This is a genomic window from Ruminococcus sp. AM26-12LB (assembly GCF_003480785.1).
GTDB classification, from domain to species: Bacteria; Bacillota; Clostridia; order Lachnospirales; family Lachnospiraceae; genus Blautia_A; species Blautia_A fusiformis.
In genome coordinates this window covers 107191-120540 of the sequence record NZ_QUJX01000002.1, presented here as the reverse complement: position 1 = coordinate 120540, position 13350 = coordinate 107191, and the positions used below count along the sequence as shown (strand labels likewise).

Below are 13350 nucleotides of genomic sequence, written 5' to 3'. Positions count from 1 at the left end.
CAGCAGAAATCCTGCGCTTTCCGGAAAAATGTCAGTTTAACTGAATTAAGAAAGTCCCCTGCGGGGCTGCGAATATCCGCCTGGACTTTAAATATATTTAACGTGGAAAAGCGTCTTTAATAGCCTTCCCTGCCTTGAAAAAAATATACACGTGGGTTATAATGAACAAAATTATTACTGCAAAGTGAAAAAGCAGTAATGGATCATCAACACATGCGGAAGGAGAAAACAGACGATGAATTATGAAGAAAGTCGTGCCTACATCAGAGCTGCGGAATTGAAAAAGGGAATTGTTCTGGGACTGGAAAATATGAGAGAACTGATGAGGCGGCTTGGAGATCCCCAGGATGAACTGAAGTATGTTCATGTAGCGGGAACTAACGGAAAGGGTTCTGTGATCGCATATCTGTATTCCGCTTTATCAGGTGCAGGATACCGGGTCGGAAGATATATTTCCCCGGCGGTCTATTCCTACAGAGAGAGGATGGAGGTTAACGGAGAACCTGTCAGCAGAGAGAAATTTGCAGCATATGTGACAAGGATCGCGGAGGTGATCGATGAGATCGTAAAAGAGGGAAAACCGCATCCGTCAGTATTTGAAATTGAAACTGCAGCCGCATTTCTTTATTTTCGGGATGAGAAATGTGATCTGGTATTAATGGAAGTTGGTATGGGCGGTGATCTGGATGCCACCAACATTATAAGTACTACAGTTCTTTCCATTCTGGTATCCATCAGTATGGATCATACGGCATTTCTTGGAAATACCCTGGGCGAGATAGCAGAAAAAAAGGCCGGCATCATTAAACCGAACAGTCATATGGTAACTGTAAAACAGCAGCCGGAGGCAGAGGCAGTCATACGAAGAATATGCGCAGAACAGAATGTGCCATACGAGGCAGCAGACCAGGACAGCGCAGAGGTACTGGAAGCATCCATAACCGGCCAGACCTTTCTTTATAAAGGAGAAAAATATACAATATCCCTGGCAGGTGCCTATCAGAAGGAAAATGCGGTGGCAGCGCTCCGGGCACTGGAAATCCTGAATGAACAGGGATATCCCACAACACTGGTCCAGAGACAGGATGGATTGAAACGTACCACCTGGCCGGGAAGATTTGCACTTCTCGGGACAGAACCGGATTTTGTGGTTGATGGAGCTCATAACCCTGCAGCGGCAGACATGCTGGCTGCATCCATTGAACGGTATTTTAAGGGAAAAAGGATCATCTACATCATGGGAATGTTCCGTGACAAGGATTACCGCAAGGTCATCCAGAAAACAGAAAAATACGCAGATACCATCCTGACGATTGCGGCACCGGATAACCCCAGGGCTCTGACCCCGCAGGAGCTGGCAGATGCGGTGCGGGAATTTCATTCTGATGTAAGGCCCTTTGACAACATCGAAGCCGCAGTAGCAGAGGCCTATCAGCTGGCAGGAAAAGAGGATGTGATCATTGCTTTTGGTTCCCTGGCGTTCCTGGGGGATCTTACAGAAATTATCAGGAAACATAACGGAGGAAACCAATGACGGATTTGGAAAGATACAGAGACGAGATCGATGAGATCGACAGTGAGATCGTACGTCTCTTTGAAAAACGAATGAAGGTGAGTGAGGAAGTCGCTGAATATAAAATAAAAACCGGTAAGCAGGTACTGGATCCGGCACGTGAGAGCCAGAAGATCCATACGCTGAAAAACAAGGCCCACGGGGACTTTAACAGCCTCGGCGTGCAGGAGCTTTTCCGTCAGATCATGGCCATCAGCCGTAAGAGACAGTACCAGCTGTTGACAGAGCATGGGATTTACGGAGAGCGCAATTTCACAACTGTGAAGCATGTTCCCCTTGAAAACGCAACGGTTGTGTTCCAGGGTGTAGAGGGAGCCTACAGCTATGCGGCTATGCGGCAGTACTTTGGGAAAAATATCGAAAGCTACCATGTAAAAACATGGAGGACAGCTATGGAGGATGTAACCCATGGAAAGGCCGATTATGCGGTACTTCCTATTGAGAATTCTACTGCAGGTATCGTGGCTGATATCTATGACCTTCTTATGGAGTACAAGCTGTATATCGTAGGCGAGCAGATCATCCGTGTGGACCATGTGCTTCTGGGCATGCCGGATGCACAGATAGGGGATATCAGGGAAGTCTGCTCTCATCCTCAGGGGCTTGCCCAGTGCAAGGCATTTCTGGAGGAAAACCCTTCCTGGAAAAAGAAGGAAGTGGAAAACACCGCAGGCGCGGCCAAAAAGGTCAGTGAGGTGGGGGACAAAGGCGTGGCAGCTATCGCAAGCCGTGAGGCTGGTGAGGTATTCGGTCTGAAGGTCCTTGCAGAAAATATCTGCAGAGAAAAAGCAAACTCTACACGTTTTATTATTGTAAGCAGGAAACCGGAATACGAGGAAAAGGCCGGGAAGATCAGCATCTGTTTTGAGCTGCCTCATGAAAGCGGAACTCTTTACAACATGCTTTCCCATATTATCTACAACGGACTGAACATGACCAAAATTGAATCCCGTCCGATTCCGGGAAAATCCTGGGAATACCGTTTTTTCGTGGATTTCACAGGGAAACTTGGCGAAAGCGCTGTGGAGAATGCGTTAAGAGGAATCGAGGCGGAGGCGAATGTTCTCCGTGTTCTTGGAAATTATTAAGAGACAGAGGAGCTAAATTATTATGTTGGCAAGAATTCAGGAATGTATCCTTTACCGTGGATTTTCAAACGGTGAGATACTGGACGATATGACAGAACTTATTAATCTTTATGAAGCAGATGAAGAAGCACTCAAGGCAAGAGAAGACCAGTTTTTCAAAAGTGTCAACGGGCTGGTGGAGCTGGCAGGAATGTACGGTTTTTCCGGAAATATCTGGCATACATATCTTACCTTCCTTCTGGTAAATCATGAGAACGCTTTCAGTATGGCAAGCGAGATACGAGGAGCGATCAAGGGCAGCATTAACGACCTGGCAAAAAATGATTTCCAGATTTTCAAGGAATTGTATGATTTTGACATCACGGTCTTTGATAAAGTGTTCGGAACTGTATGCTGCAGGGTGATCTGTGATTACCAGACACCGGATGAGAACAGCAAGCTCTTTAATACCAGGATCCGTGACCGTATCTGTCAGATGAGCAAAACCCTGGCAGCAGCCACCACAACCGAAGAATTTATGGATGATATGGTATCCTTCTATAAAGATTTCGGTGTTGGCAAGCTTGGTCTCCATAAGGCATTCCGTATCGGCCACGATGAGGAGGGAAAGGTGGAGATCCAGCCTATCACAAGGATCGCACATGTGAAGATCGATGATCTGGTAGGATATGAGATCGCCAAGAAAAAGCTCATTGATAATACAGAGGCATTTGTACAGGGGAGAAAGGCGAACAACTGTCTGCTCTTTGGTGATGCGGGAACCGGTAAATCTTCCAGTATCAAGGGAATCCTGAACCAGTATTATGATCAGGGACTTCGTATCATTGAGGCCTATAAGCATCAGTTCCAGGATCTTAATGAAGTCATCGCCCAGATCAAAAACCGTAACTATCGTTTTATCATTTATATGGATGATCTTTCCTTTGAGGAATTTGAGATTGAATATAAATACCTGAAAGCAGTGATCGAGGGCGGTCTTGAGAAAAAACCGGACAATGTCCTGATCTATGCCACAAGTAACCGGCGTAATCTTGTCCGTGAGCGTGCCACAGACAAGCTGGAGATCGCAGATGACAATGATCTGCATTCCTCCGACACCGTGCAGGAGAAGCTTTCCCTGGTATATCGCTTTGGTGTCCGTATCTACTTTGGCAAACCGGACAAAAAACAGTTCCAGGAGATCGTCCGTACACTGGCAGCCCGTTATGGAGTTACCATGCCGGAGGAGGAACTGCTTCTGAAAGCCAACCAGTGGGAGATCTCTCACGGCGGACTGACCGGACGTGCAGCGCAGCAGTTTATTGATTACATTGTGGGAACAGAGGAAGAAAAAAAGAAATAGTTTACCTGTGTATTGGGGGAAAGGATGAAAAACTATGGCGGTGACAACCTTTGCAGCAATTGATATAGGCTCCTATGAAGTCAGTATGAAGATCTTTGAAATGTCAAAGCGGATCGGCTTCCGGGAGATCAATGATGTCCGTTACCAGCTGGAGCTGGGTCGTGGAACTTATGCTGCAGGACGGCTAGAGATGGAGACTGTAGATGAGCTCTGCGAGATCCTTAATGATTTTAAACGCATGATGGCTGAATTTGGGGTAGAAAGCTGGCGTGCGTGTGCAACAAGCTCTCTCCGTGAGCTGGAAAATCCGGTGATCATCCTGGAGCAGATCTATCAGAGAACTGGCATCCGGGTAGAGATCCTGAGTAATGCGGAACAGCATTTTCTGGGATATAAATCCATTGCTGCCATTGAATCCGGCTTCAAAAAGGCTATTCAGAAGGGGACGGCGATCCTGGATATCGGAGGAGGAAATCTGCAGATCTCTCTCTTTGATAAAGATGCTCTGGTGCTGACCCAGAGTATCCGTATGGGAAGTCTTCGTATCCGCGAACGTCTGAAAGAACTGGAGAAAACAACTCCACATTATGACCGGCTGATAGAGGAATTTATCCGAAATGATCTGATAAGCTTTCAACGTCTTTATCTTAAGGACAAGGAAATCTCCAATCTGATCCTGATGGGAGATTTTCTCACAGATACGATCTTTCAGGACAGATCCGGAGAGAATATCATCACAAAGGAGGAATTCCTGAAGAAATACGAGACCATTGTAAACATGTCCGATCATGACCTTGCCGAATCCATGGAGTTGGAACCGGAATATGCGTCTCTGATCGTGCCGAACATGGTTATCATCCGAAACTTTATAGAAATCTTTCAGGCAGAAGCACTCTGGATCCCGGGTGTTTCTCTTCTGGACGGGATTGCCTATGACTATGCGGAAAAAAACAAATATCTGAAAAGTGTACACAATTTTGAAAATGATATCCTGGTGGCATCCAGGAACATTGCCAAAAGGTATTCCAGTGGAAAGAACCACATTGCAGGAACTACCGATGTGGCACTGGATATTTTTGACAGCACAAGGAAGATCCACGGCATGGGAAAACGTGAACGGCTTCTTTTGCAGATTGCAGTTCTTCTTCATGACTGCGGAAAATATATCAGTATGAGTGAGGTGGCAGAATGCTCTTACCGGATCATCATGGCTACGGAGATCATAGGTCTTTCCACAGAGGAGCGGCAGGTGATCGCTAGTGCGGTGAGGTACAATACCAGAGAATTCGGCTGCTACAAAGAAATCAACCGTGAAACATCCATGAATAGGGGAAATTATCTCCTGACTGCGAAGCTGACCGCGATTCTCCGCCTGGCCAATGCTATGGACAGAAGCCATTACCAGAAGGTAAAAGCGCTTAATGTAACCTTAAAAGACAGGATCCTTTACCTGGTGGTGGATTCCGCAAGGGATGTTTCTCTGGAGCTGGGGCTTCTGAAAGATAAAAAAGAATTTTTTGAAGAGGTGTTTGGAATCCGGCTTGTAATGAGACGGAAGGGAAGAAGATAACGGAGGAGGTTTTTGTATGAAATTTAAGGAATTTGACAAACCGGAATATTTTGTAAACAGAGAGCTGAGCTGGATCAAATTTGATGATCGTGTGCTCAGTGAAGCCAGAGACAAAAATCTACCTCTGTTTGAGAGACTGAAATTTTTGAGTATCACCTCATCCAATCTGGATGAATTTTATATGGTCCGTGTTGCATCCCTGAAGGATCAGGTTCATGCAGGGTACAAAAAAACAGATATTGCAGGAATGACAGCCAAGGAACAGCTGAAAGCCATCAGCCGGCAGACACATGATCTTGTTCACGTACAGTACAGTACATTAAACCGGTCTCTGGTCCCTGCGCTTGAAAAAGCAGGACTTCATGTGATCTTTGAGCATGAGGCATTTTCCGAGAAGCAGAAAGAATTTGTGGATCAGTATTTTGAAGATAATGTATATCCGGTCCTGACACCAATGGCAATGGATTCTTCCAGACCGTTTCCTCTGATCCGTAATAAAACGTTGAATATCGGAGCACTTCTTTCCAAAAAAGATACCAAAAAAGGAAAAGAAGAGATTGATTTTGCCACTGTACAGGTGCCTTCTGTACTTCCGAGAGTAGTGATCATTCCATCTGAGAAAAAAGGCCATACAACCGTAACACTTCTGGAACAGATCATTGAGCGCAACATCGACAAGCTGTTCTTAAGCTATGATGTGATCTGTGCCCATCCGTACAGGATCATGCGTAATGCGGATCTTCCTATTGACGAGGATGAGGCAGAGGATCTTCTGGTTGAGATTCAGAAACAGCTGAAAAAACGCCAGTGGGGAGAGGTGATCCGCCTGGAAGTGGAAGATAAGATGGATCCGCGGCTTCTGGATATTCTGAAAATGGAGTTTCAGGTTCATGGAGATGATATCTTTTTTATCAACGGACCGCTGGATCTGACCATGCTGATGAAGGTTTATGGTATTGACGGATACGAGCAGTTCAAGGAACCGAAATACAAACCGGCAGCAGTGCCGGCATTTCAGAATGACAAGGATATTTTCCAGGTAATCCGGGAAGGTGATGTATTCCTGCATCATCCGTATATGAGCTTTGATCCGGTGGTGAATTTTGTGCGTCAGGCGGCAAAGGACCAGGATGTACTGGCGATCAAGCAGACTCTGTATCGCGTCAGCGGCAATTCACCCATCATTGCGGCACTTGCTCAAGCCGCAGAAAACGGCAAGCAGGTTTCCGTTCTTGTAGAGCTGAAAGCGCGTTTTGATGAGGAAAACAATATCGTCTGGGCAAAAATGCTGGAAAAGGCAGGCTGTCATGTGATCTATGGTCTGGTGGGCCTGAAAACACATAGTAAGATCACTCTTGTTGTGAGAAGAGAAGAAAACGGGATCCGCAGATATGTGCATCTGGCAACCGGAAACTATAACGATTCCACAGCCAAGCTTTATACAGACTGTGGTATATTTACCTGTGACGAACGGTTTGGAGAGGATGCAACTGCTGTGTTCAACATGCTTTCCGGATATTCCGAGCCGAAGCGCTGGAATCGCCTGATCGTTGCACCGATCTGGATGAAGGACCGTTTTGTAAAAATGATCGAAAGAGAAGCGGAGCATGCGAAAAAGGGAGAAGAGGCTCACATTGCGGCAAAGATGAATTCTCTGTGTGACCCTGAGATCATTGCAGCGCTGTATTATGCTTCTTCCTGTGGTGTCAGGATCGATCTTCTGATCCGCGGCATCTGCTGCCTGAAGGTGGGCATTCCGGGTATCAGCGAAAATATCCACGTGCGTTCGATCGTCGGTAATTTCCTGGAGCACAGCCGTATTTTCTATTTCCGCAATGGCGGTTCCGATGAAATCTATATGGGAAGTGCGGACTGGATGCCACGTAACCTTGATCGTCGTGTGGAGATTGTTTTCCCTGTGGAAGATGAGCGGATCAAGGAAGAGATCATGCATGTGTTGGATCTGGAATTCCGTGACAATGTAAAAGCACATATCCTGCAGCCCTCCGGTTTGTATGAGAAGCAGGACAAACGTGGCAAAACGCTGATAAATTCCCAGATGGAATTCTGCAGGGAGGCTACCGAGCGGGCAAAGGCAGCAAAAAAGGAGAAAAAAGAAAAGAAGAGAGTTTTCGTACCGGCTGAACCGGCGGAGGATATTATAAAATAGTAAAAGAAAAGGACAGCCTGTCATATCAATTTATGATACAGCTGTCCTTAAATAATGTTCTCAAAGATTATCCATATTATGTCAATACTGCATGATATTCAGAAAAACTGACAGCATGCGGACGTTTCTAATAACACTTCTTGCAGGCTTTATACCCTGCAGCTTCAGCCTGGGAGCGTGTCATCTCTGTGGCATTATCCGGATTCATATTTCCGCAGTTAGGGATCCGGTGGTACTTGCTTCCGGTAGCGGAGATCCAGACCATATCACCCACTGGCTCCGGATCGGCCTGCACTCCGGTCTGAGGATCTGCAGCAGCCGAATCAGAAGATCCATAGCCGGACGCACCGGAATCCTTATAAGCGGAGGAAGGCTGTGTGCCGGTATCCGATTCATCTCCAGCAGAATAATCATTACAGGGACTCTGGTTCCACTGGATATTGCTTCCGTCGCTGACTGCGATCACCGTACCCTGCTCATCAGTACGAAATACCTGTATTCCCATATCCGCAAGCTTATCCATGGTATCCTTATGAGGATGTCCGTAGGAATTACCGGCGCCGCAGCTGATCACTGCATATTCCGGAACAGTCTTCTGGAGCAGATCCCAGGTGGTGGCAGTGGCAGAACCGTGATGTCCCGGAACGATCACATCGCAGGAAAGATCAAGTCCCAGATCACAGATCGCTTCCTCCCCGGCAGATTCTGCATCCCCGGTAAAAAGAAAATGGTTATTTCCGTTTTCCAGCCGGATCGCAACAGAATTGTCGTTATCGTTGCTACTGATCGATTGAGGAGAAAGAACCGTAAATTTCCCGCCTCCGAAAGCAAAATCCGTTCCGGGCTTCGGATGCTGCACAGTTAATCCCTGAGCGGCAACACTGTTTTCAAAAGATTGATAGATCTTTGTATCCTGTACATAATCTGCACCGATCACATTTTTTACGGAAAAGCTGTCTAGGCATCCTACAAGACCAGCCACATGGTCCTCGTCATAATGGGAGGAGATCATATAGTCAATGATGGAAATATTCTGTTTCTGCAGATAGGAAACCACGAAACTGGAATGTCCTCGGTCACCGCCGTCATACAGGAGATTCTGCCCCTGTGACTGGACCAGGATCGAAAGCCCCTGCCCTACATCCAGAAAGTGTACAGCCATTGTTGTGTCAGCAGAAGCAGCCTCGGCTGTGTAAGCAGCAGAGGGAACTCCTGCGACTGTTAGCAGAACAAGCAGCAGAGAAAGAAAAAATGTCTGCAGCTTTCTGCGAAAAGAACGTTTGTGATGCATGAGAAGTCACCCCTTATCTTAAGTATTTTCAGGGGAAATTATAAAACAGAAGAGAAAGAAAAGCAAAATAATATATGTGAAAATACAGAAAACAGATAAACAGGAAGAACGAAATTTTTATATGCAATGTTCAGAGCAACGTTTGAAAGCGATAACAGGAAAAAGTGAAGTATAACAATCACAAAAAAAGCAGTCAGAATAAAAATCCTAACTGCTTTCTGTTGATAGCCAGTACGGGAATCGAACCCGTGTTTCCGCCGTGAGAGGGCGGCGTCTTAACCCCTTGACCAACTGGCCATATTCATTTGTGTCGTTTGCTCTTGATTTCTGTTGTTTCCCGCAACCGACTTCGTTAGTATATAATACTTTCTTACAAAATGCAAGCACTTTTTTTCTTTTTTTGAAAAAAATTTTCACCCTGTTTTTTGACAATTTTTTTGACGGAAAAATCGATTGATGATATGATAGATACAAAACGAAATGGAATAAAAAAATATAAAGAGGAAGAGTATGGATTACAGAAAAAAGAAAAATTTGATATGGAAGGGAGAATCCTTTCTTTTTGTTGTGGTACTGCTGGTTTTTGGCGCGATCTTTGCGGCGATCCACACAGGGGGGCTGATCCAGAAGCAGGACAGTGTACAGCTTCTTAACAAAGGATGGTACTACATAAAAGACGGAAAAAAACAGGAGATCACCCTGCCTGCGGAAATTCCGGCAAAAACAGGTGAAAAGCTGATCCTGTACAATGAAAGTCTGGGAGCGGAAAGCAGAGGAATGACCGTGGTTTCTACAGGAGCCCAGTACGATCTGGTGATACGCCTGAATGGAAAGATCCTGTATGAATATAAGGAGGCCATGTTTTCCAAAAATGTGCAGATGCGTTCCAAGGTGCAGTGCATCGCCGCTCTGGGTAATGACACAGAGGGAAAAGTCCTGACGTTCAGCTATTCTGCGCCTCAGAGAGGAAAATATGTTATAGAGCCGGTATGCATAGGAACCGGAAGTGCAATAGCCTGGTATCAGATCAGAAAAGCAGCCATTCCTTTAGGGGCGGCAACGATCATGATCGTATTAAGTATGATCGCCCTGTGCATCTGCATCTATATGAGAATAAGGCAGATGCCGGACAGACGGTTCCGGGATGTGGCACTGTTCCTTATGATGTGCAGTATCTGGCTGGTGACGGACTCATCACTGGCACAAAGCTACAGCAGATGCCCCGAAGTATTATGTCTCATTTCTTTTTATATGTTCATGCTGCTAGCAGTTCCGATGTTGCGTTTTTTGCAGAATATCGGAAACATGAAAAAATACAGGCTCCTGGATCTTGGAATCTTTACATTTTATCTGAATGCTGTTTTACAGGGAGTTCTGGTGATCCTGGGAGTCTTTGAATTTAAGGATATGCTGTTTGTAACACATATCCTGCTGTTTGTGTGGGTCCTGATATCAGCGGTACTTCTGATCCGGGAGTACCGGAAGCATAAACAGCGTGAGATACATCTGCTTCTCATTGCATATATCATCGTGGGAACAAGTGGTATCATAGCGCTGATCCTGTACTGGCTGTTCGAGATTTCCTACTATGGATCCATTTTTGAATTGGGAAATCTTGTGTTTCTTGTGCTGGTCATTGCAGACGCAGTCATGATGATGGCAGACAATGTCCGTTACCGTCTGGAATCCCAGGCTTACGAACGACTGTCCAGAGAGGATGGGATGACAGGACTTGAGACGAGAGCCAATTTTGAGAAAAAACTGGAAAGTATTTCCGCAGATATGGGCAGATACCGGGATATCCTTCTTATGTATATCGATATCGATCAGCTTCGCGTGATCAACGAAGAATACGGACGGGCTGCAGGAGACGAGATGGTGGTGATCTCGGCCAGATGTGTGGAGAACGTTTTCCGGGAAAAAGGAACCTGCTACCGCATCGGCGGGGATGAATTTGCGGTTCTGGTCTATGAGCCGGAAGTACCGGACGAATTCTGGCCGGAACGCCTGAAAGAAGAGCTCCGGAATATTGGGAGAGGATGCAGACATCGTTTTTCGTTATCTCTGGGATACAGCCATCTGCGGAATAAGGATGGTTCTCTGAAATCCATAGGAGAATGGAAATATGAGGCAGACAGGAAGCTTTATGAGAACAAAAAGAAGGAGGATTTGAAAAATGGAGTATATTAACTGTTTTCAGATCACATCCCTTGTTCTGGTGACGATGATCGCGATACATTATTTTTCTCATAAAAGACTGAACAATGCGGAAAACAGGAATTTTGTATGTTTTCTGGCTTTCAGCGGCGTTTACGTGCTGCTGGATATGCTGAGTGCGGTGATCGCGGGAGGCGGCAGCAGCGAAGTCTGCAGAATGTCAGCGCTGGTCCTGACGCTCTATTATTTCTGTGATGTCATACTTACCTATGGGCTTTTCTGCTACATTCGGATCATCACCGGAAGACAGAAGGAGAAGTATAAATGGCTGAAAACCGGCTGGGTGGTCCTGCCGGCTGCAATGCTGCTGGCAGTTACAGCAAACTTACGGACGGGATGGCTTTTTTATTTTGACCAGGAAGGTAGATTTATCCGGGGAAGTTTTCATTTTCTGCTCTATGGATATGTATTCTTTTTTATGCTGGTAATCGTTGCATTTATGTTACTTTATGGAAAAACAGCAGAAAAAGAAATACGGCGCACCATATGGAGATTTTGGTTTATCGAAGCAGCCTGCCTGTTTCTCCAGATTGCCGCGGAAAGAATACTGCTTACCGGCTTCGGACTTTCTGTAGGACTTTGGCTGATCTATCTTACTATGAACAATCCAGGTGAATATACGGACAGTATGACAGGTTTATTTGACAAACAGTATTTTGACAAATGGATCGGAGAAAAGCTCTATCGAAAAGAAAGCTTTCATCTGCTTGCTGTGGATGCCCGCAATATGAAGCAGATCAACCGGATCTACGGTACCAGAGTGGGAGATCAGCTGCTGATCCGGGCGGCGAAGGGATTTCGGGAGATCACGGATTCAGTGCAGATCTTTCGTATCACAGGCAATTGCTTTCTGGCAGTGCTGGACTCGCTGACAGATTATGAAAAAGCCAGAGACGGCATAGAAGAATTTCTGAAAAAGCCGTTTTTTATCGAAAACGAAAAGGTGTCGTTCCATGCTGCGATCTGCGGGATCATGAATGCGGAAAAACTGGAAAAAGAGGATAGTATTCTTTCTTATATTGAATATATGATCTCTCTGATACAGAACCGTCAGGATACGGTCCTGATCCAGTCGGACAGCAAGATCCTGGAGGGCTTCCGCTATGAGCAGGAAGTGGAGCATTTTCTTCAGAAGGCTGTGAAAGAGGATCTGTTTGAAGTATATTATCAGCCGGTATATTCTATAAAAAACCAGGATTTTATTACTCTGGAGGCACTGAGCCGGCTGAAACATCCTGTTCTGGGAATGATCCCGCCGGATGTGTTTATCGGGATCGCGGAAAAACAGGGAATGATCTCTGCAGTGGGTTGTCTTCAGCTTCACAAGGTCTGCCGTTTTATAAAAGAACATGAATATATCATGAAGAAGATCCGGAATGTGAAATTCAATCTTTCTCCTTCCGAATTGATGAAACCCGGATACAGCCATGTGCTTATCGGGATCATACAGGGGTATGGATTAGATCCGGGATATTTTCAGTTTGAGATCACGGAAAACGTGGCAACCGAATACAGCGAAAGCTTCTGCACAGCCATTGATGATTTTGCAGAAGTGGGGATCCACATGTGCCTGGATGATTTCGGTTCCGGTTATGCAAATCTGAACGCAGTTCTTCGCATCCCGTTTTCAGCAGTAAAAATGGACCGTTCTCTTTTGTCCGGGGTCAGCAGCGATCCTCAGACGGCTACCTTTTATCGCAGCATTGTCATGATCCTGCAGCATATGGGATATAAGGTGATCGCAGAAGGCGCTGAGACCGAAAAGGAGGTAAAGCTTCTGGAAAAATGGGGTGTGGATATGATACAGGGATATTATTTTTCCAGGCCCCTGTGCGAGGAGAAGCTTCTGGAAAAAATTTCCTGAAATGATCAGAAACAGGCGGAAAACATGCTTTCATAAAAAGCAGGGTTTTCCGCCTGTTGTATTCAGACAGACACAAATTGCTTGAAGTTTACAGATACTTTTGATAGAATAGATAGGCTGTGGCGGCTGAAGAAAGCGATTTTTCGGAAGATCGGTTCCTTGAACTGCCACGCGTATCTTTTGGAAAAATTGCAGAAAAAAGATGATCATGTGGACTTTACAAGTACATATATTT

At 45.6% G+C, this 13350-nt stretch carries 8 protein-coding genes and 1 tRNA gene; 7 read left to right on the top strand and 2 right to left on the bottom strand.

Features of this window, described 5'->3' with window-relative positions:
- The first annotated feature begins 235 nt into the window (after positions 1-235).
- The 5 genes from DW694_RS01755 to DW694_RS01735 are packed head-to-tail and all read left to right on the top strand — an operon-like array spanning position 236 to position 7743.
- On the top strand, positions 236-1534 hold the full coding sequence (locus DW694_RS01755) for a folylpolyglutamate synthase/dihydrofolate synthase family protein (protein WP_022426607.1): 1299 nt from the start codon (positions 236-238) through the stop codon (positions 1532-1534).
- Complete coding sequence (gene pheA, locus DW694_RS01750; RefSeq protein WP_021650329.1) at positions 1531-2661, top strand: prephenate dehydratase; 1131 nt, start codon at positions 1531-1533, stop codon at positions 2659-2661. The genes DW694_RS01755 and pheA overlap by 4 nt, the downstream gene beginning before the upstream one ends.
- 22 nt (positions 2662-2683) lie before the next feature.
- Positions 2684-4003: an ATP-binding protein gene (locus DW694_RS01745; protein WP_021650328.1), complete on the top strand. Its 1320-nt coding sequence runs from the start codon at positions 2684-2686 to the stop codon at positions 4001-4003.
- A 34-nt stretch (positions 4004-4037) separates the two neighbouring features.
- On the top strand, positions 4038-5573 hold the full coding sequence (locus DW694_RS01740) for an HD domain-containing protein (RefSeq protein ID WP_118752447.1): 1536 nt from the start codon (positions 4038-4040) through the stop codon (positions 5571-5573).
- Positions 5574-5589: 16 nt separating this feature from the next.
- Positions 5590-7743: an RNA degradosome polyphosphate kinase gene (locus DW694_RS01735; protein ID WP_118752446.1), complete on the top strand. Its 2154-nt coding sequence runs from the start codon at positions 5590-5592 to the stop codon at positions 7741-7743.
- 127 nt (positions 7744-7870) lie between these two features.
- Here DW694_RS01735 and DW694_RS01730 read toward each other — a convergent pair whose 3' ends face one another.
- Positions 7871-9034 carry a ComEC/Rec2 family competence protein gene (locus DW694_RS01730; RefSeq protein ID WP_118608262.1) on the bottom strand — a complete coding sequence of 388 codons (1164 nt, stop codon included), beginning with the start codon at positions 9032-9034 and terminating at the stop codon, positions 7871-7873.
- A 225-nt stretch (positions 9035-9259) separates the two neighbouring features.
- A tRNA-Glu gene (locus DW694_RS01725) sits at positions 9260-9331 on the bottom strand.
- Between the two features lie 213 nt (positions 9332-9544).
- Here DW694_RS01725 and DW694_RS01720 point away from each other — a divergent pair.
- Entirely contained in the window at positions 9545-11224 is a 1680-nt protein-coding gene (locus tag DW694_RS01720) for a GGDEF domain-containing protein (protein WP_118608263.1), read from the top strand.
- A complete protein-coding gene (locus DW694_RS01715) occupies positions 11211-13115 on the top strand; it encodes a GGDEF domain-containing phosphodiesterase (RefSeq protein ID WP_118608264.1) in 1905 nt (634 codons plus the stop codon). Before DW694_RS01720 ends, DW694_RS01715 begins: the two co-directional genes overlap by 14 nt.
- Positions 13116-13350 lie beyond the last annotated feature (235 nt).

Bases quoted from the DNA above. Each gene is read 5' to 3' on its own strand.
- pheA (WP_021650329.1), top strand. From the start codon at position 1,531: ATGACGGATTTGGAAAGATACAGAGACGAGATCGATGAGATCGACAGT.
- DW694_RS01755 (WP_022426607.1), top strand. From the start codon at position 236: ATGAATTATGAAGAAAGTCGTGCCTACATCAGAGCTGCGGAATTGAAA.
- DW694_RS01745 (WP_021650328.1), top strand. From the start codon at position 2,684: ATGTTGGCAAGAATTCAGGAATGTATCCTTTACCGTGGATTTTCAAAC.
- DW694_RS01720 (WP_118608263.1), top strand. From the start codon at position 9,545: ATGGATTACAGAAAAAAGAAAAATTTGATATGGAAGGGAGAATCCTTT.
- DW694_RS01730 (WP_118608262.1), bottom strand. From the start codon at position 9,034: ATGCATCACAAACGTTCTTTTCGCAGAAAGCTGCAGACATTTTTTCTT.
- DW694_RS01735 (WP_118752446.1), top strand. From the start codon at position 5,590: ATGAAATTTAAGGAATTTGACAAACCGGAATATTTTGTAAACAGAGAG.
- DW694_RS01715 (WP_118608264.1), top strand. From the start codon at position 11,211: ATGGAGTATATTAACTGTTTTCAGATCACATCCCTTGTTCTGGTGACG.
- DW694_RS01740 (WP_118752447.1), top strand. From the start codon at position 4,038: ATGGCGGTGACAACCTTTGCAGCAATTGATATAGGCTCCTATGAAGTC.